The 18467-nt window shown below is 57.4% G+C and carries 19 protein-coding genes; 17 read left to right on the forward strand and 2 right to left on the reverse strand.

Annotation, left to right across the window (positions count from 1 at the left end; translation table 11 throughout):
* Positions 1-68 precede the first annotated feature (68 nt).
* On the reverse strand, positions 69-3260 hold the full coding sequence (gene rne, locus AC1P02_RS16100) for a ribonuclease E (RefSeq protein ID WP_485182651.1): 3192 nt from the start codon (positions 3258-3260) through the stop codon (positions 69-71).
* A 413-nt stretch (positions 3261-3673) separates the two neighbouring features.
* On the opposite strand from rne, the gene rluC reads away from it, so the two are divergent.
* Positions 3674-4618 (forward strand): 23S rRNA pseudouridine(955/2504/2580) synthase RluC, encoded by a 945-nt coding sequence (gene rluC, locus AC1P02_RS16105; RefSeq protein ID WP_005311488.1) that lies wholly within the window; start codon positions 3674-3676, stop codon positions 4616-4618.
* Positions 4618-5265: an HAD family hydrolase gene (locus AC1P02_RS16110; RefSeq protein WP_485182652.1), complete on the forward strand. Its 648-nt coding sequence runs from the start codon at positions 4618-4620 to the stop codon at positions 5263-5265. The genes rluC and AC1P02_RS16110 overlap by 1 nt, the downstream gene beginning before the upstream one ends.
* 87 nt (positions 5266-5352) lie before the next feature.
* On the opposite strand, the gene AC1P02_RS16115 is transcribed toward AC1P02_RS16110, so the two are convergent.
* Complete coding sequence (locus AC1P02_RS16115; RefSeq protein ID WP_485182653.1) at positions 5353-5934, reverse strand: Maf family protein; 582 nt, start codon at positions 5932-5934, stop codon at positions 5353-5355.
* Between the two features lie 302 nt (positions 5935-6236).
* On the opposite strand from AC1P02_RS16115, the gene yceD reads away from it, so the two are divergent.
* The 15 genes from yceD (at position 6237) to AC1P02_RS16190 (ending at position 18421) form a co-directional block, all read left to right on the forward strand.
* Positions 6237-6758 carry a 23S rRNA accumulation protein YceD gene (gene yceD, locus AC1P02_RS16120; protein WP_005311491.1) on the forward strand — a complete coding sequence of 174 codons (522 nt, stop codon included), beginning with the start codon at positions 6237-6239 and terminating at the stop codon, positions 6756-6758.
* Between the two features lie 19 nt (positions 6759-6777).
* Positions 6778-6945: a 50S ribosomal protein L32 gene (rpmF, locus tag AC1P02_RS16125; RefSeq protein ID WP_005311492.1), complete on the forward strand. Its 168-nt coding sequence runs from the start codon at positions 6778-6780 to the stop codon at positions 6943-6945.
* Between the two features lie 9 nt (positions 6946-6954).
* Positions 6955-7974: a phosphate acyltransferase PlsX gene (plsX, locus tag AC1P02_RS16130; protein ID WP_011898705.1), complete on the forward strand. Its 1020-nt coding sequence runs from the start codon at positions 6955-6957 to the stop codon at positions 7972-7974.
* A 7-nt stretch (positions 7975-7981) separates the two neighbouring features.
* Positions 7982-8941 (forward strand): beta-ketoacyl-ACP synthase III, encoded by a 960-nt coding sequence (locus AC1P02_RS16135; RefSeq protein ID WP_021138909.1) that lies wholly within the window; start codon positions 7982-7984, stop codon positions 8939-8941.
* A 72-nt stretch (positions 8942-9013) separates the two neighbouring features.
* Complete coding sequence (gene fabD / locus AC1P02_RS16140) at positions 9014-9949, forward strand: ACP S-malonyltransferase (protein ID WP_034281768.1); 936 nt, start codon at positions 9014-9016, stop codon at positions 9947-9949.
* A gap of 13 nt (positions 9950-9962) precedes the next feature.
* The gene (gene fabG, locus AC1P02_RS16145; protein WP_058394355.1) at positions 9963-10697 is read left to right on the forward strand and encodes a 3-oxoacyl-ACP reductase FabG; all 735 of its coding nucleotides are present in this window, start codon (positions 9963-9965) and stop codon (positions 10695-10697) included.
* Positions 10698-10854: 157 nt separating this feature from the next.
* A complete protein-coding gene (gene acpP, locus AC1P02_RS16150; RefSeq protein WP_005300909.1) occupies positions 10855-11091 on the forward strand; it encodes an acyl carrier protein in 237 nt (78 codons plus the stop codon).
* Between the two features lie 82 nt (positions 11092-11173).
* Complete coding sequence (fabF, locus tag AC1P02_RS16155; protein ID WP_125598508.1) at positions 11174-12415, forward strand: beta-ketoacyl-ACP synthase II; 1242 nt, start codon at positions 11174-11176, stop codon at positions 12413-12415.
* 15 nt (positions 12416-12430) lie between these two features.
* Entirely contained in the window at positions 12431-13291 is an 861-nt protein-coding gene (pabC, locus tag AC1P02_RS16160) for an aminodeoxychorismate lyase (RefSeq protein WP_485182654.1), read from the forward strand.
* A complete protein-coding gene (gene mltG, locus AC1P02_RS16165; protein WP_021138904.1) occupies positions 13281-14282 on the forward strand; it encodes an endolytic transglycosylase MltG in 1002 nt (333 codons plus the stop codon). Before pabC ends, mltG begins: the two co-directional genes overlap by 11 nt.
* Positions 14282-14923: a dTMP kinase gene (gene tmk / locus AC1P02_RS16170; RefSeq protein ID WP_125598514.1), complete on the forward strand. Its 642-nt coding sequence runs from the start codon at positions 14282-14284 to the stop codon at positions 14921-14923. The genes mltG and tmk overlap by 1 nt, the downstream gene beginning before the upstream one ends.
* Positions 14908-15855, forward strand: a complete 948-nt coding sequence (gene holB, locus AC1P02_RS16175; protein ID WP_125598517.1) for a DNA polymerase III subunit delta' — start codon at positions 14908-14910, stop codon at positions 15853-15855. Before tmk ends, holB begins: the two co-directional genes overlap by 16 nt.
* A gap of 25 nt (positions 15856-15880) precedes the next feature.
* Positions 15881-16660, forward strand: coding sequence for a TatD family hydrolase (locus AC1P02_RS16180; RefSeq protein WP_125598520.1), 780 nt, complete (start codon positions 15881-15883; stop codon positions 16658-16660).
* 377 nt (positions 16661-17037) lie between these two features.
* The gene (locus tag AC1P02_RS16185; RefSeq protein ID WP_485182655.1) at positions 17038-17979 is read left to right on the forward strand and encodes a site-specific integrase; all 942 of its coding nucleotides are present in this window, start codon (positions 17038-17040) and stop codon (positions 17977-17979) included.
* A 169-nt stretch (positions 17980-18148) separates the two neighbouring features.
* Complete coding sequence (locus AC1P02_RS16190; RefSeq protein WP_059167795.1) at positions 18149-18421, forward strand: RepB family protein; 273 nt, start codon at positions 18149-18151, stop codon at positions 18419-18421.
* The last annotated feature ends 46 nt before the right edge of the window (positions 18422-18467 follow it).

Raw genomic sequence — 18467 nt, forward strand, 5'->3', positions numbered from 1 at the left:
GAATTGAGGATAAAAAAAGAGCCACACACTGTGTGGCTCTTTTTTCTATCAGGCTAGTTAGCCAGCAATCAAGGACGACCAGCCGGGCTGGTTGCCACATTGACGGCAGCAGTACTGCCCGCATGACGGCCAGAGCTTGCCACTTCGCTGCGAACCAGCGGTGCTTGCTCTACCGGCTCACGCTCCGGCTGGGCTGGCGCCGCAGCAGGCGTTGCCATCGGGGCTGAAGCCTTGCGAGCGCTGGCCAGCAGACCGGCACCCTTGTTGACCTGCTTGGTCACAGGGGCTGCAACAGCTGCCTTGGCAACAGGCTGTTCAGCCGCAGGCTCAGCGACCGGTTCAACCACAGCAACGTCAGCAGTCACGACCGGCGCAGTTGCGATGACAGCAGGAGCTGCCTCAATGGGCGCAGCTTCGGCAACAGGGGCTGCTTCGGCAACAACAGGGGCCTCAACCGCAGGCGTTGCTGCAACGACCTCAGCAGTCATGATCTCGACAGCAGCAGCTTCGATGACGGGGGTCACTTCGGCAACGACTGGCGCAGTCACTGCCTCTGCCACAACCGGCTCGGCAGCAACAGGGGCTACGTCAGCTTCGGCAACGGTTGCAACGGTGTCGGTCACGACAGGTGCTGCAACTACGGCTACGGCGGCTTCTGCTTGCTCACGAGCTTCTTCGGCAACGGCTTCTGCCACTACGTGCTCGGTCAGAGCGGAAGAGGCTTGTACGGCAGTGGCAATGGCAGCGGCGCTCGGGATGGTGACGACAGGCACAGTCGGCTCTTCCACTTTCACCTGAGCAGCATCCGCCTGGGCGGCTGTGGTCATGGTTGCGGTGTCGGCCTGCTGATCGTCATCATCACGCTGGCTGCGGGCATCTTCGTTGATGCGCTTGCGGCGTTGACCCTCGATACGCTGAGTGCGCGGGGTGCGACGGGAACGACGCTGGCCGTCGGCCTGCTCGTCACTCTGCTCAACGGCATCCGCCACGACAGCAACGGGAGCCTCGGTCGGCACAACAGCAACATCGCTGGCCGGTACGTCGGCACGGATCTGCTTGCGCAGTTGACGACGTTCGCGGCGCTCGGCGACTTTCTGCTCTTTTTCCTGCTGTGGCTCGGCGCTGACAAGGGCAGTTTCAACGGTTTCTACCGCTTCAACGACCACCTCGGCACGGGGCTCGCGCGGTGCACGGGGCTCACGAGCCGGACGCGGGGCACGTGGTTCACGTTCCTGACGCGGTTCGCGGGGCTCACGTTCCACACGCTGCTCGCTGCGTACTTCAGTGCGAGTTTCACGTTCCTGACGGGGCTCACGCTCTTTGCGCGGACGACGGTTGCGGCTTTCGCCACCCTCGCGGCTGGCGGCGCCTTCGCGCTTCTCACCCGCTTCAGCTGTGTTGCGGCTGTTGCGGTTGTCGTCACGACGGGGACGCTGACCACGGCCACGGGTGTCATCACGCTGATGACGATGAGCCTCGTCCTTGCGTGCTTCCCGTTGCACTGCCGGTTTCTCGGCTGGTGTCTTGACATCGGCAGGGGCTGCGTCGGAACCGAACAGACCTGAAATGGCCTTGAACAGTTTGCCAAAGAGACCCGCTTCCGCTTTGGCGGCAATGGGGGCTGGCGCCGCGACGGGGGCAGCAACTGCAGCCGGCGCAGCCGGTTGAGGTGCCTGGACGAAGCCTTGCAGCAGCGGTTGCTCACGCTCGATCACCTGAGTCTGCTTCGGCTGGTAGACCGGCTTGGCAATCTCGGTTTTCAGCTCGTAGCTGGCCGCTTCCGGGATTTCGTTCTGACGGATGCGGGTCACTTCGTAGTGCGGGGTTTCCAGGTGCTGGTTAGGAATGATGTACAGACGTACTTCATTACGCTGTTCCAGACTGGCGATGGAGGCGCGCTTCTCGTTGAGCAGATAGGCGGCAACATCGACCGGCACCTGAGCATGAACCTGCTCTGTGTTGTCCTTCATGGCCTCTTCTTCGATGAGACGCAGGATGGACAAGGCCAGTGATTCGTTGTCACGGATGACCCCCTGGCCCTGGCAACGGGGGCAGATATGACTGCTGGACTCGTTGAGGGAGGGGCGCAGACGCTGACGTGACATTTCCAGCAGACCGAAACGGGAGATACGACCCAGCTGGATGCGGGCGCGGTCCTGATGTACCGCTTCACGCAGACGGTTTTCCACTTCGCGCTGATGGCGAACCGGCGTCATGTCGATGAAGTCGATGACGATCAGACCACCCAGGTCGCGCAGACGCAATTGACGGGCAATTTCATCGGCCGCTTCCAAGTTGGTTTGCAGCGCCGTCTCTTCGATATCGCCGCCCTTGGTGGCGCGGGAGGAGTTGATATCGATGGAGGTCAGTGCTTCGGTCGGGTCTATGACTATGCTGCCGCCGGAGGGCAGGCGCACTTCGCGCTGGAAGGCCGACTCGATTTGGCTCTCAATCTGGAAGTGGTTGAACAGGGCAACTTCACCCTTGTACAGCTTCACGCGGTTGAGGAAGTCGGGACGAACCAGCTCGATGTGAGCACGGGCACGTTCAAAGATGACAGGGTCGTCGATCAGGATCTCGCCGACATCGCGACGCAGGTAGTCACGAATGGCACGTACTATCACGTTGCTTTCCTGGTGGATAAGCACGGGAGCAGTTCGGTCCTGTGACGCCTTGTGGATGGAATCCCAGTGGTTGAGCAGAACGTTGAGATCCCATTCCAGCTCTTCCGGGGATTTGCCCACACCGGCGGTACGCACGATGAGGCCCATGCCGTCCGGTACTGTCAGTCCGCTCAGGGCTTCTTTCAGTTCTGTCCGTTCATCGCCCTCAATGCGGCGGGAGATACCGCCTGCACGGGGGTTGTTCGGCATCAGCACCAGGTAGCTACCGGCCAGGCTGATAAAGGTGGTGAGGGCTGCACCCTTGGTGCCACGCTCTTCTTTATCGATCTGGACGATCACTTCCTGGCCTTCGCGGACCACTTCTTTGATGTTGGGACGACCCTGATAGGAATAACCGGAGGGGAAGTAATTGCGGGCGATTTCCTTTAACGGCAGGAAACCGTGGCGTTCAGCGCCGTAGTCGACAAAAGCAGCTTCGAGACTGGGTTCTACGCGGGTGATCTTACCCTTGTAGATGTTCGCTTTTTTCTGCTCATGGCCCGGACTTTCAATATCCAAATCGTAGAGCTGTTGTCCGTCAACCAGCGCTACGCGCAACTCCTCTTCCTGAGTCGCGTTGATTAGCATTCTTTTCATTGAGTTCTCGTTATTTTGTCATTTTGATTTCCTCCACAGGATCCTGCCGGCGCCGGCCTCGGGTCTTCAGCATACTTGGGCAACCTCCCGGTTGGGGTATGCATGAGGCGCAAACTAAGGGCGCTCTGGTTCGGCCTTCTCGAGAAGGCATGAATTAAGGATGCCGATGTGGAGACAAATAATCGGTTCTGCTTGTGTTCTCCATGCGTTGTACCTCGCACCCGGGAACCGTCATGTTCTTGTATACACGGTGTTTTGGGATTGGGTGGCATAAATATTGGCCACTTAGTACAAGGCTTGAACACAATGACAAAACCTTGTTTATTATCCCATTTAAACCACTTTTATAGCAAGGCGCCATTTTTCAACAAAGCATGCAGCCAAGGGGCGCCGGCGGTGTTAAAATCCGCGCCATGACACAGATACAACAACAAGTGCAGCTGCTCACCATCGAAGCTGAGCATGAAGGGCAGCGCATCGACAATTTTCTCAAGACTCAGCTAAAGGGCGTCCCCAAGAGCCTGATTTATCGCATCCTTCGAAAAGGGGAAGTGCGCGTCAATAAAAAGCGCATCAAACCGGAATACAAACTCTGCCCGGGCGACGAGGTGCGGGTTCCCCCCGTGCGGGTTGCCGAGAAGAATGAACTGCCCTCTGCCAACCTTGGCAGCATCCAGCGTCTGGAGAGCCAGATCCTGTTTGAAGACGACGCCATGATAGTGCTCAACAAACCGTCCGGCATGGCCGTGCACGGCGGCAGTGGTCTGAGCTTTGGCGTCATAGAGGGACTGCGAGCCCTGCGCCCGGACGCCCGCTTCCTGGAGCTGGTGCATCGGCTGGATCGTGACACCTCTGGCGTACTGCTGGTTGCCAAGAAGCGCAGTGCCCTGCGCAGCCTCCATGAGCAGCTGCGGGTCAAAACCATGCGCAAGCAGTATCTGGCATTGGTGCGCGGTCAGTGGCAGCCCCACGTCAAGGTGGTCAATGCGCCGCTGCGCAAGAATGATCTGCAATCCGGTGAACGGGTGGTGCGGGTCAGCAGTGATGGCAAGCCATCCGAAACCCGTTTCCGGATTGCCCGTCAATTTGCCGAGGCGACCCTGGTCGAGTGCAGCCCGATCACGGGGCGTACCCACCAGATCCGGGTCCATACCCAGCATGCAGGTCATCCCATTGCCTGTGATGACAAGTATGGGGAAGCTGCCTTTGACGAGAAAATGCGCAGCCAAGGGCTGAAACGGCTATTTTTGCACGCCTGGAAGCTGACATTCACTCATCCGGTTGATGGCCGCGAGGTGCTGATCGAGGCACCGCTCGCGCCTGAGCTCGACAATTTCCTCAACAAGTTGGCACGCTGATGAAGGCTATCCGACTCGCCATTTTCGACTGGGACGGTACCCTGATGGACTCGGTGGGGCGGATTGTTGCCTGCGTCGCGGGGGCGGCGCGCGATTGCGGCGAGTCGGTGCCCACTGCGGTGCAGACACATCAGATAATAGGGCTCAGCCTGGAGGTCGGCATTCCACTGCTGTTTGACCTGGCGCCGGGCGGCGAGCGGGTCAACGCCCTGATCGCCCGTTATCGTCATCACTATCTGCATGACGGTACACCGAGTCCGTTGTTTGCCGGGGCGAGTGCGCTGCTGCATCACTGGCACGGGCAGGGAATTGCATTGGCGGTGGCGACGGGCAAGTCTCGCCGCGGCCTGGATCGGGTGCTGGATGATACTGGCCTGCGGCCGCTGTTTGCTGCCACCCGTGGCGCGGACGAGGCCAACTCCAAACCCGATCCTCTGATGTTGACGCAAATTCTGGATGAACTGGGCTTTGCTCCCCATCAGGCGGTGATGATCGGTGACTCCATCCACGACATGGCGATGGCAGAAGCGCTCGCCATGCCGCGGATCGGCGTAAGCTGGGGTGTGCACGACAAGAAGCGCTTGCAGACACATGATCCGCTTGCGGTCGTCGATACCATGGACGAGTTGAAGCTGCTGCTGGGTTAGTCTTGCCATATGCCAGTTGAATAGATGACGAAACGGGAGCCTTGGCTCCCGTTTTTCGTTTGGCTCGTCGTGGATAGACTATTCCCGTCAGGGAAGGGCGAGGCCGTGGCGTTCCAGCAGCTCGATCAGACCGATCAGGGGCAGGCCGATCAGGGCGTTGGGATCGCGCCCCTCCAGCCCCTTGAACAGCACTATCCCCATCCCTTCACATTTGAAACTGCCCGCGCAATCAAGGGGCATCTCCGCTGCCACATAGCGGCGAATGGCGGTCTCATCCAGAGTGCGGAAGTGCACAGTGAAGGGCTCCACCAGCTGTTCTGCTTTGCCGCTGGTGGCATCCAGTACGCACAGGCCGGTATAAAAGGTAATGCTGCGGCCCCGTGCGGCCATCAGTTGTGCCACCGCCTTCTCCACAGTGCCCGGCTTGCCCAGAATCTGATCGTCGCAGACACACACCTGATCGGACCCTATGATCAGTCCCTGATCTCGCTGGTTGGCAATGGCATTCGCCTTGGCATAGGCCAGCCGTGCCACCAGCGTCTCGGCAGACTCGCCGGGCAGGGGAGATTCATCCACCTCGGGTGCCGCACATTCAAAGGGAAGGCCGAGTTTTTCCAACAGGGTTTTGCGATAGCGGGACGTGGAGGCGAGGATAAGCTGTGTTGGCATTGTGTTGTGATGTCCTGATTCGATGCAGTCAGGTGCCGATGGTATCGTCACGCCGTGAGCCGGGCAAATCTCCGATGAGGTTTCCATGCTGGACCAGCAATGATGCGGATGGCACTTGGGTTGTCTTCTGGGTGAGCAGTAAATCCGGACAGGATCCTGTGTAGGATCCTGCTGTTTATGGCATAATCAGCCACCGATGAGAACAAGTCCCGGCATCTCAGGGACTTGTATGGTTAAAATCATCGGCGGTAAGGACTTTTTCCTTTGACTATCAGTTGTTGGACCTATAATATTCGCGCCCTATGCAAAAGGTGAAGTTGCCCGTTAAGGTTGATCCAGTCCGTAATGCCTTGAAGCTGCTCGACTATGTCGGGATAGTGGAAAAGTCGCAGATGCCCAGGCTGGAGGAATCAACCGCAGGCTTGCAGAGTGATGTTGATGTATCACTGCACTTTGGCAAAGATGTCCAGAAGTTGACCGTTATGAAAGGCACTGCCCATGCCAAGGTTGACCTGGTTTGCCAGCGTTGTGGAGAGACATTCGAGCACCTTTGTGAAGCTGATTTTATCTACACTCCGCTGTTTGAAAAAACAAACGAGGAAGAACTGCCGGAAGCTTATGAGCCCATTGAGTTGGACGAAAACGGCGAGATAGATCTTCATCAAGTTCTGGAGGATGAACTCATCCTCTCGTTGCCTCAGGTGGCAATGCATCCAATGGATGCGTGCCCTCGTGGTAACATGGACATGACTTGGGGTGATATCGAACCTGCTGATGAGCGGCCGAATCCCTTTGCAGTTCTTGAAGAGCTTAAACGTAAGTGAATCTAGGAGTTAGCCTACAATGGCCGTACAACAGAACCGTAAAACCCGTGCCAAGCGTGGCATGCGTCGTTCACACGATGCGCTGACCAGTGCAGCTCTGACTGTTGATCAGACCAGTGGTGAAATTCATCGTCGTCACCATGTGACTGCCGATGGTTTCTACCGCGGTAAAAAGGTAATCGCTTAAGGATTGCCTTTGTCTACGCAAACTGTCGCGCTAGACATAATGGGGGGAGATATTGGCCCCTCGGAAACAGTGCCTGCCGTTGTGCAGGCACTGTCTCTTTTGCCCCAGCTAAAACTCATTCTGGTTGGTGATCAACACCAGACCACTGCCTTATTGCAGCAACATGGCTTGCTGACTCATCCTCGCGTTCGTTTCGTACATGCATCCCAAGTGGTTGGCATGGGCGACAAGCCGATCGTGGCGCTGAGAACTCTGAAAGACTCCTCCATGCGGGTTGTGCTCAATCTGGTGAAAGCCGGTGAGGCCGATGCCTGCGTCAGTGCCGGTAATACCGGTGCCCTGATGGCCATGGCCAAGTGTGTGCTCAAATCCTTGCCCGGTGTCGACAGACCTGCGCTCATCAAGGCGCTGCCGACCTTGAGTGGCAAGCGTACCGTGATGCTGGATCTCGGCGCCAATGTCAGCTGCGATGCCGACACCCTGTTGCAGTTCGCTGTGATGGGGTCGGTGGTAGCCGAAAAGGTTGAAGGCATTGCGTCGCCCCGGGTTGCCTTGCTCAACGTGGGGGAGGAGGAGATAAAGGGCAATGACCTGGTGCGTCACAGCGCAGAGTTGCTCCGTCAGTGCAGCGCACTCAATTTCGTTGGCTTTGTCGAGGGGGATCGCATCTTCAGCGGCGAGTGTGATGTTATTGTCTGCGATGGTTTTGTTGGCAATGTCGCCCTCAAAACGGCGGAAGGGGTAGTGCGGATGATGGCCCAGCTGGCCGGATATCCCCGCAAAAAACGCAGTTTTCTTGGCCGACTCGCCGGATTTATGTTCAAACGACGTTTTTCTTACCTGAACCCCGACCAGTATAACGGTGCAAGTCTGTTAGGATTGCGCGGCATTGTGGTAAAAAGCCATGGGCGAGCCGAACGGCACGCTCTGTGTAATGCGATCCTGCTGGCCGCACAAGAGGCCAAGCATCAACTTCCATTGCAAATAGCAGATCGCCTTGAATCTGTCTTTTCCGACAGGGATCTATAAGAACTCTATGCATAGCAAAATTCTGGGTACTGGCAGTTATCTGCCGAGTTCAGTGCGTACCAACGCCGATCTCGAGCAAATGGTTGAAACCAGTGATGAGTGGATCGTGGAACGTACCGGGATCCGTGAACGCCGTATTGCCGGTGCCGACGAAACTGTCGCCACCCTGTCTCACCAGGCCGCCCTGCGCGCCCTGGAAGCTGCGGGTCTGACCGCTGCCGATCTCGACATGATAGTGCTGGCTACCACCAGCGCCGAAAACGCCTTCCCGGCTGCCGCCTGCGAGCTGCAGGGATTACTCGGTGTGCCAGGCATTCCTGCATTTGACGTGGCCGCCGCCTGCGCCGGTTTCACCTATGCGCTCTCCATTGCCGATCAGTTCGTCAAGTCCGGGGCCGCCCGCCATGTGCTGGTTGTTGGTGCCGATGTGCTGTCCCGCATGTGTGACCCGCAAGATCGCGGTACCATCATACTGTTTGGTGACGGGGCAGGGGCTGTGATTGTTGGCGCAAGCGAGACGCCGGGGATCCTGTCTACGCACCTTCATGCCGATGGCCGTTATGGCGATCTGCTCAAGTTGCCGCACCCTCGTCGCGGCATGCCGGGCGCCGAGCTCGAAGCCTACATGTATATGAAGGGCAACGATGTATTCAAGGTCGCGGTAACGCGGCTGAGCGAGATCGTGACCGAGACGCTGGCAGCCGCTGGCATAGCGCCGAGCGAACTCGACTGGCTGGTACCGCACCAGGCCAACTTCCGCATCATCAGCGCGACCGCCAAGAAGCTCGGCATGAGCCTCGATAAAGTGGTGTTGACCCTCGACAAACACGGCAACACCTCTGCTGCCTCCGTGCCCATTGCTTTTGATGAAGGGGTGCGTGACGGCCGGATCAAACCGGGCCAGCTGGTACTGCTGGAGGCCTTCGGCGGTGGTTTCGCCTGGGGTTCGGCGCTGATCCGCCTCTGATCTTCAGCGGGATGGCGCCAAGGCATCATCCCGTGACCGATTTCGTTTTGTCTTACCTTAAAGGAATCAATGATGACCCAATTTGCCATTGCCTTCCCGGGACAAGGCTCCCAAGCCGTTGGCATGCTGGCCGAGCTGGCCGAGCAACACGCCGTGATCAAGGAAACCTTCGCCGAGGCGAGCCAGGTGCTGGGTTATGACCTGTTTGCCCTGGTCATGGATGGTCCGGTTGAAGATCTGAACAAAACCTGGCGTACCCAGCCAGCGTTGCTGACGGCATCCGTCGCCCTGTGGCGTCTGTGGCAACAGCAGGGTGGGGCCACCCCCGCCATGATGGCTGGCCACAGTCTGGGTGAGTACTCTGCACTGGTGTGCAGTGGCGCGCTGGATTTCGCCGATGCGGTCAAACTGGTTGAACTGCGTGGTTTGGCCATGCAGGAAGCCGTACCGGAAGGGACCGGTGCCATGGCGGCCATCATAGGTCTGGATAACGAAGCCATCGCCGCCAACTGCGAAAAAGCGGCGCAAGGTCAGGTGGTCTCTCCGGTCAACTTCAACTCCCCGGGCCAGGTGGTGATCGCCGGTCACAAGGAAGCGGTTGAGCGCGCCAACGTACTGATGAAAGAGTCTGGCGCCAAGCGGGCATTGCCGCTGCCGGTCTCGGTGCCATCCCACTGTGCACTGATGAAACCTGCCGCAGAAAAACTGGCGGCTGCGCTGGACGGGATCGAGATCAAGGTTCCAACCATCGCAGTCATCAATAATGTCGACGTATCCTGCGAACAGGATCCGGCCGCCATCAAGCAAGCGCTGGTGCGTCAGCTGTTCAGCCCGGTCCGTTGGACCGAGACGGTGGAGCGGATGGCCAATGAAGGTGTCACCCTCGAGATCGAGATGGGGCCGGGCAAGGTATTGACCGGGCTGGCCAAGCGCATCGACAAGCGCGTGGAAGGTATCCATGCCAACGATGTAGCCTCTTTCGAGCTGGCGCTGGCCCAGTCCAAGTAAACAGGAGCAGATAATGAGTTTTACCAATAAGGTTGTGTTGGTGACCGGTGCCAGTCGTGGTATCGGCCGTGCGATTGCCGAGACATTTGCGGCCCGTGGCGCAAAAGTCGTCGGCACTGCGACCAGCGACAGCGGCGCAGAGGCTATCAGCGCCTATCTGGGTGAGCAGGGTTGTGGCATGGCACTGAACGTGACCAGTCCTGAATCCATCGAGACTGTTTTCGCGGCCATCAAGGCGCGTTTCGGCGACATCGATATCCTGATCAACAATGCCGGCATCACCCGCGACAACCTGTTGATGCGTATGAAAGATGACGAGTGGAATGAAATCATCGACACCAACCTGACTTCCCTCTATCGTCTGAGCAAGCCAGTATTACGCGCCATGATGAAGAAGCGTCATGGCCGGATTATCAGCATCGGCTCCGTGGTCGGAACCATGGGCAATGCAGGCCAGGTCAACTATGCAGCCGCCAAGGCGGGTCTGGTTGGCTTTACCAAATCGTTGGCTCGGGAAGTGGCATCCCGTGGTATTACAGTGAATGCGGTTGCGCCCGGTTTTATTGAGACCGACATGACCCGGGCACTGAATGATGAACAACGTGCCGGCATCATGAATCAGGTGCCAGCAGCCCGTTTGGGTGATCCAAAAGAAATTGCCGCAGCTGTGGTATTCTTGGCGTCGGATGATGCCGCCTATATCACTGGCGAAACCCTGCATGTTAACGGCGGGATGTACATGGTGTAATCAATTTGTCGTGAGATCTGTTCAAATTTGCGATAGTACGCCGAAGTTTGGCGAATTTCGTGGTTTGACCAGAGGCAAGCTACTTGCAAACTGACGTTAATTGAATAAACTACCCCAACCAGACGCAATAGCGTATTTTTAAAGGAAAATTCAGGTCATGAGCAACATCGAAGAACGCGTAAAGAAAATCATCATCGAACAACTGGGTGTTAAAGAGGAAGACGTCAAGAACGCTGCCTCCTTCGTCGACGACCTGGGCGCTGACTCTTTGGATACCGTTGAACTGGTAATGGCGCTGGAAGAAGAATTCGATACCGAAATTCCTGATGAAGAAGCCGAAAAGATCACTACTGTTCAAGCGGCTATCGATTACATCACCGCTAATCAGGAATAAGTTCCTGTTCTGAAAGAAGCGGCCCAAGGGCCGCTTCTTTTATGTTTACTCCCTTTCAAAATACCTCTCGGAGACTACCTCAGTGTCAAAACGCAGAGTCGTGGTGACCGGCTTGGGGATGCTTTCCCCGGTGGGCAACACTGCCGAATCCAGCTGGCAAGCCCTGCTCAACGGGCAGAGCGGCATTTCTCCTATCGAACATTTTGATGCCAGCGAGTTTGCGACCCGTTTCGCAGGCCAGGTCAAAGAGTTTGATCCCGAACAGTACGGTATCAACCGCAAAGAAGCCCGCAAGATGGATCTCTTCATCCAGTACGGTGTGGCGGCGGGGATCCAGGCACTCGATGATGCGGGTCTGGTTGTCAATGAAGACAATGCAGAGCGGGTCGGTGTGGCCATAGGTTCCGGTATCGGCGGTCTGGGTCTTATCGAACAGAACCATACCAGCCTGATCAACGGTGGCCCGCGCAAGCTGAGCCCCTTCTTCGTGCCGTCCACCATCATCAATATGGTGTCCGGTCATCTCTCCATCATGAAGGGACTGCAAGGCCCCAACATAGCGGTGACTACTGCTTGTACCACAGGCACCCATGCCATCGGCATGGCTGGCCGCATGATCGCCTACGGTGATGCGGACGTGATGGTAGCCGGCGGTACCGAAAAGGCTTCTACCCCCATGGGAATGGGCGGTTTTGCGGCGGCCAAGGCACTCTCTACCCGCAACGACGAGCCCCAGAAGGCGAGTCGCCCGTGGGACAAGGATCGTGACGGTTTTGTGCTGGGTGATGGCGCGGGTGTGCTGGTACTGGAAGAGTATGAACACGCCAAGGCCCGTGGCGCCAAGGTCTATGCCGAGCTGGTTGGCTTTGGCATGAGTGGCGATGCATATCATATGACGGCACCTCCCTCTGACGGCAGCGGTGGCGCGCGCGCCATGAAAAATGCCATCAAGGATGCCGGTATCGCTCCCGAGCAGATCGGTTACATCAATGCTCACGGCACTTCTACTCCCTTGGGTGATGTGGCCGAGCTGCGTGGCATGAAGCAGGTGTTTGGCGAGCATGCCAGCGCCCTGATGATCAGCTCCACCAAGTCCATGACCGGCCATCTGCTGGGGGCGGCGGGTGCTATCGAAGCTATCATCACAGTGTTGGCGCTGCGTGATCAGGTGGCTCCACCCACCATCAATCTGGATAATCCGGATGAAGAGTGCGATCTGGATTTGGTGCCTCACGTAGCCAAACCTGGTCACTTTGAGTATGCCTTGTCCAACTCGTTCGGTTTTGGCGGCACCAATGGCTCACTGATCTTCAAACGCGTATAATTCGCCCCAGGGCGGATGACTCGGGCCCGATACTGCCGGTATCGGGCCTTTTTTATCGGAGGGATCCTTTTGCTTATCAATGGAATGCAGACAGATGCTGTGTCCGCCAGGGATCGTGGGCTGGCCTATGGGGATGGTCATTTCACCACCATGCTGGTCAGAAACGGTCAGGTTGTCTGGTGGTCTGCCCATCTGGCACGGCTGCAGCAGGCCAGCGCCAGACTCGGATTTGCCGGAATGGACTGGTCAACTTTGACCCGGGAGGTGGCGCAATTGGCTGCCGGCCAGACGCAGGCTGTCGCCAAGGTGATGCTGACCAGGGGAACTGGCGGGCGCGGTTATGACGGCAGTGCCTGCGAGGCGCCTACCCGTATCGTCTCCCTTGCCGATTACCCGAGCCATTATCAGGGTTGGCAGCAAAACGGCATTCCACTGCTGGTTTGCCAGCAACGGCTCGGCGATGCTCCCATGCTGGCGGGACTCAAGACCCTGAACCGGCTGGAACAGGTCTTGCTGAAAAGCGAACTTGCGACGCGTTCGGGAGTCGAAGGTATAGTCTTGAACAGTCGGGGATTTCTGGTAGAAGGTGTCAGTGCCAATCTGTTTTGGCGCCGTGGCAAGACGGTGTTTACACCGGATCTTTCCCACTGCGGTATTGATGGCATCATGCGGCGCCATGTGATGGCGATGCTAAAACAGATGAGTATTGAACTGCGTGTCGTGGAGGCTCCGCTGGAGTCACTGTGGCAGGCCGAAGAGGTATGGCTGACCAATACCCTGATGGGCATAGTGCCGGTGACCGGCATTGGGGATACTCAGTATCCGAGCCCGGTATTGATCCGCCGTTTACAGGAGCGTTTGGTCATTGAAGTTTAATCGGCTTTACACCCTGCTCGCGGGCGCGGCGCTGACAGTTGCCGTGGCCGGGGGCTATGTATATCACAAGTGGCAGCAGGTGGAGACGCTCACCAACAAGGGGCCGACACGCCTCTTTACCGTCGAGAAAGGGGCCCATGCTGCGCGCCTGATCGCCGAGCTGGGGGAGGGGGAAACCAGTCCCTGGGCCGTGCGGCTCTGGCTGCGTGGTCACCCCGAGCTGGTTGCGATCAAATCCGGTACCTACGAGATCAAGGAAGGGGCGCCACTTAAAGAGACCCTTTCTCTGTTTGCATCGGGCAAGGAGTTTCACTTCAGCCTCACCTTCGTCGAGGGGTCCCGTTTTGAGGACTGGCTGAAGCAGCTCTCCGGCGCGCCCTATCTGGAGCGGCTGACCGTGGAGCAATCTGAAGCCGATCTGGCTCACGAGCTTGGCATCGACAATGGCAAGCTGGAGGGTTGGTTCCTGCCGGAGACCTACGCCTACACCACCCATGCCAGCGACATCTCCATACTGCGTCGCGCTTATCAGGACATGAAAGCCTTCCTGCAACAGAGCTGGGACAAGCGCCAGGCCAATCTGCCCTACAAGACCCCTTATGAAGCGCTGATCATGGCTTCCATCATCGAAAAAGAGACGGGCCAGCCGGATGAGCGGGCGCAGATCGCCTCCGTGTTCGTCAACCGCTTGCGTCTAGGCATGAAGCTGCAGACAGATCCTACCGTCATCTACGGGGTCAAGGATCGTTACGATGGCAATATCCGCCGCAGCGATCTGACGGACGTGAATCCGTATAACACCTATGTGATCGATGGCCTGCCGCCTACGCCCATCGCCATGCCCGGCAAGGCTTCCATCGAAGCGGCCCTCAACCCCAAGTCGACCGACTATCTCTATTTCGTCGCCAAAGGGGGCGGTGCCCACTATTTCTCCAAGACCCTCGATGAACACAATCGGGCGGTTCGCGAATACATATTGAAGAAACCCTAATGTCTAAATTTATCGTGATTGAAGGACTGGAAGGGGCAGGGAAAAGCTCCGCGGTACGTTATGTTACCGATTATCTGCAACGCCACGGCATCGACCAGATCGAATGCACCCGTGAGCCTGGGGGAACCCCGCTGGCCGAGCGGATGCGCGCCATCGTCAAGGAGGTGCACGACGAGCGCCTTACCATCGAAGCCGAGCTGTTGCTGATGTATGCCTCCCGGGTGCAGCTGGTCGAGACCCGGATCAAGCCGGCTCTGGCTGATGGTCGCTGGGTGGTGGGGGATCGCCACGATCTCTCCTCCCAGGCCTATCAGGGCGGCGGGCGTGGCATCGATGCGGCGCTCATCGGCGCCATCAAGCAGGCGGTGCTCGGTGACTTCAAACCGGATCTCACCCTCTATCTTGATATCGATCCTGCCCTTGGTTTGCAGCGAGCCCGTCATCGTGGCGAGCTGGACAGGATCGAACTGGAGCAGCTCAGCTTCTTCGAGCGCACTCGCAGCCGTTATCTCGAACTGGCCGCCAAGGATGATTCCATCCGGGTGATCGATGCCGGCCAAACTCCGGATCAGGTCAAAGCCGCCATCGAGGCCGCACTGGACCACTACCTGTCGAACGAGCACGTATGCATCCCTGGCTGATCCCGGATTGGCATGCCCTGAGTCAGACGGCCGAGGCCGGTCGGCTGGGCCACGCCTGGTTGTTGCTCGGCGATCCCGGTCTTGGCAAGGAGCAGCTTGCAGAACGATTGGCGCGCTTGCACCTCTGCCAGCAGCCGGATCGCGGAGAGCCCTGTGGCCAGTGCCACTCGTGCCAGCTATTTGACAAGGGACATCACCCAGATCTTGGTACCGTTACAATCGACAGCAAGACCATAGGGGTCGAAACTATTCGCGAGATCTGCGCTCGCTTGCAGAACTCGGCCCAGCTTGGCCGGGGCAAAGTGGTGATCATTCCGGATGCGGAGCGCATGACGGAGTCCGCTGCCAACGCCTTGCTGAAGACATTGGAAGAGCCGGCCGGCGATAGTCTCTTGCTGCTGATTGCCTCCCAGGTTTCCCGTCTGTTGCCCACTATCCTGAGCCGCTGTCACAAGCACGTCTGCCAGTTGCCGACGGAAGGGGAGACGGTGCGCTGGCTGGCCGAACAGGGTCACCAGGCCACATTGGCTCAGGTGCGGATCTGCCAGGGAGCCCCACTGCGGGTGCTGCGTTACATCGAAGAGCAGCAGGATGGCAAACGCCGGGAGTTGCTGGAGAGTTTCGTCTCACTGCCACTGACCCCGACTCGGGCCACCCATGTCTGCAGCCAGCTGGCGGATGAAACTCAGGTAAGGCTGCACTGGTTGCAGCTGTTCTTGTGCGATGCACTCAAGACTCAGGCCGGCTGTGGTCATCATCAGCTGGCGATGCCGGATCTGGCGGCCCTCAGTCAGCAGTTGGCCGAGGGCAACTCCAGCGAAAAGTTGCTGGAGGCGGAGCAGCAGCTCGTGGCGCTCAAGGCCGCCTGCCAACCTGGCCAGCTCTCCAATCCCACCATTCATCTGATGAACTGGCTCAGCCGCTGGTTATAAATCTGACAAGACGCAAAGGTTCTTTATGTTACTCGTTGATTCCCATTGCCACCTCGATCGCCTCAGCTATGGCAGCAAGCAGACCGACATGGCCGACGTGCTGGCCAAGGCTGCACAGCAGGACGTGGGATACTTTCTGTGTGTAAGTGTCACCCAGGCACAGTTTCCGACCATGCTGGCGGCGATCGCCCCTTATCCTCAGGTGTTTGCTTCCTGTGGCGTGCATCCGCTCAATCAGGAACCCGGTGTCGATGCCGAGCTGTTGCTGACCCAGGCGGCGGACGAAAGAGTGATCGCCATCGGCGAGACTGGTCTCGACTACTTCTACTCGCCGGAAAACAAGGAGGTGCAGCAAGCCTCCTTCCGCGAACACATCCGGGTCGCTCGTGCCTTGAACAAGCCGCTGATCATTCACACCCGTGATGCTCAGCAAGATACCCTGCAGATCATGCGTGAAGAGGGGGCCGACCAGGTGGGTGGTGTGTTGCACTGTTTCACCGAATCCCTGGAGATGGCCCAGGCCGCGATGGAGATGGGCTTTTATATTTCCATTTCCGGCATAGCGACCTTCAAGAATGCATCCGCGCTGCAAGCCGTGGTCAAGGCATTGCCGCTGGAACGCTTGCTGGTTGAAACAGACTCTCCTTATCTCGCCCCTGTGCCTCATAGGGGGAGGGAGAACGAACCTGCCTTTGTGCGAGATGTTGCCCAGTTTATTGCCGACCTTCGTCAGATGCCACTGACCGAGTTGGCAGAGGTGACCAGCCGAAACTTCTTTGAACTGTTCAAGTTGGCAAAAAAATAAACGACTAGGCCCCGGATAAAGGGGCCTCTTTATTTAAAATCATCCGCATACACTTCCCCTCGTTATCACCTCCCACACCCTTTGTTATCTCTCACAGCTCATTGAATGTCAGTGCGATGAGGTCGTTGAAAACTTGTTCATTACAGATGATGTTGCTGCAGGTGAACATCGGGGTTCAGGGGGTTTAATTAGCGGTTCTATAGATATCGATAATATTCATTATCGATACTTGATGTATATAGAAGATCCTGTAAGATCCTCCCAAACTCCGCATTAAATCATAGACTTACGTGGCTTATCCAACCGTTTTACCCCCTGTTTATCAGTCATTGCAGACTGTGTTCGATCCTCAGCTCAATAGTCGGGCGAGACGCTTCTTGCGCAGTGCCAAATCGGATTCCACCCTCAATGCCTATCAGGCCGATACCCGTATTTTCGTATTCTGGTGCCAGCTCCACGGGCTTGACCCGCTGCAAACCACTCATCACGACATCATGAATTTTCTGGCGGATCAGGCCGATGGCATATTGGCGGACTGGGTGTGGCTGGATAAAGAGGAAGGGAAAGGGGAACTACGCAACGGTGAACCACGTAAACCTGCGACCCTGGTCAGGCGACTTGCCGGGATCCGCTACGCCTTCAAGCAGAAGGGTATTCATCCCATGCCGACCGAGCATGCCGAAATCAAGGAGATGATGCGTGGCATAGTGCGTCTTGGTGATAACCGCAAGCGCAAGACGGGGGCGCTGACCCTGCAACCGCTGGCCAGGGTACTCGATGAAATCGACACCTCCAACCTGGCCGGTTTACGGGATCACACTCTGCTGCTGTTGATGTTCAGTGGTGCCTTGCGCCGCTCGGAGGCAGCCAGAATCGAGGTCAGCGATCTCGATTTTGTGGGGCAGGGGATCCGGCTTCGCCTCAAGCCGAGCAAACATCAGCTCCATGAAACCGAGATAGCGCTCATTCCTGGCAAGCAGTATTGCCCCGTCTCGGCGCTGCACACCTGGCTTAAAAAAAGCCGGATCGGCGAGGGCGCGCTGTTTCGTCGCATGAACCGCTGGGGTCAGCTTATGTCGGACCCCCTCGGCCCCCAGGGAATAAACCTGATGATCAAGCGGCGCACTGGCCAGGTCATCGATGATCTCCATGTCAGTGGCCACAGCCTGCGGCGGGGATTCATCACCTCGGCCGTCACCGCCGGCAAGCCCATGAACAAGATCATAGAGGTGACTCGCCACAAGGACATGCGTACCCTGCAGGAGTATTTCGACGACGCCCACAAGTTCTCCGATCACGCTCTGGATGGTTTGTTGTGACACTCCGCGTCACTGAATTTTTTATGTTAAATCATATCTTGTTGATCTGATGATATATTTATCGCGCTTTGCCAAAGTGCCCGATGGGAGGGGAGAGCCTTCTTGTTCAGGCAACAATGCACTACAGGTTAGAGATAACAAACATTAAAACAGAACATTGCAAGGTCATATGAGCCAGGAAATAAACGTGAATGAGCCCCAAGCGGCAGCTCCACACAACAATGCCGAACGACAGCGCCAGCATGTGAAACGCAAGCAGGAAACCCATAGCCGGTTGCAGTGCTGGATTAGCAATCGCCACGCCGAGCGGTTACAGGAATTGGGGATGCACCTTGAAGACAGTCAGGCTTCGCTCATCGAACAGGCGATCGATCTGCTCTATCAGCATGAGTTGTCATCCCAGCCCCAGATTGAGAAAGAGATGGCGGATGTGCTTGAGTGAAAGGCAGAAAACAGAAAGTCCGGACATAAAAAAAGCCAGGTACGAA

The organism is Aeromonas sp. TS_SC_11, from assembly GCF_057318915.1.

Bases quoted from the DNA above. Each gene is read 5' to 3' on its own strand.
- rne (WP_485182651.1), bottom strand. From the start codon at position 3,260: ATGAAAAGAATGCTAATCAACGCGACTCAGGAAGAGGAGTTGCGCGTA.
- rluC (WP_005311488.1), top strand. From the start codon at position 3,674: ATGACACAGATACAACAACAAGTGCAGCTGCTCACCATCGAAGCTGAG.
- AC1P02_RS16110 (WP_485182652.1), top strand. From the start codon at position 4,618: ATGAAGGCTATCCGACTCGCCATTTTCGACTGGGACGGTACCCTGATG.
- AC1P02_RS16115 (WP_485182653.1), bottom strand. From the start codon at position 5,934: ATGCCAACACAGCTTATCCTCGCCTCCACGTCCCGCTATCGCAAAACC.
- yceD (WP_005311491.1), top strand. From the start codon at position 6,237: ATGCAAAAGGTGAAGTTGCCCGTTAAGGTTGATCCAGTCCGTAATGCC.
- rpmF (WP_005311492.1), top strand. From the start codon at position 6,778: ATGGCCGTACAACAGAACCGTAAAACCCGTGCCAAGCGTGGCATGCGT.
- AC1P02_RS16135 (WP_021138909.1), top strand. From the start codon at position 7,982: ATGCATAGCAAAATTCTGGGTACTGGCAGTTATCTGCCGAGTTCAGTG.
- fabD (WP_034281768.1), top strand. From the start codon at position 9,014: ATGACCCAATTTGCCATTGCCTTCCCGGGACAAGGCTCCCAAGCCGTT.
- fabG (WP_058394355.1), top strand. From the start codon at position 9,963: ATGAGTTTTACCAATAAGGTTGTGTTGGTGACCGGTGCCAGTCGTGGT.
- acpP (WP_005300909.1), top strand. From the start codon at position 10,855: ATGAGCAACATCGAAGAACGCGTAAAGAAAATCATCATCGAACAACTG.
- pabC (WP_485182654.1), top strand. From the start codon at position 12,431: ATGACTCGGGCCCGATACTGCCGGTATCGGGCCTTTTTTATCGGAGGG.
- tmk (WP_125598514.1), top strand. From the start codon at position 14,282: ATGTCTAAATTTATCGTGATTGAAGGACTGGAAGGGGCAGGGAAAAGC.
- holB (WP_125598517.1), top strand. From the start codon at position 14,908: ATGCATCCCTGGCTGATCCCGGATTGGCATGCCCTGAGTCAGACGGCC.
- AC1P02_RS16180 (WP_125598520.1), top strand. From the start codon at position 15,881: ATGTTACTCGTTGATTCCCATTGCCACCTCGATCGCCTCAGCTATGGC.
- AC1P02_RS16190 (WP_059167795.1), top strand. From the start codon at position 18,149: ATGAGCCAGGAAATAAACGTGAATGAGCCCCAAGCGGCAGCTCCACAC.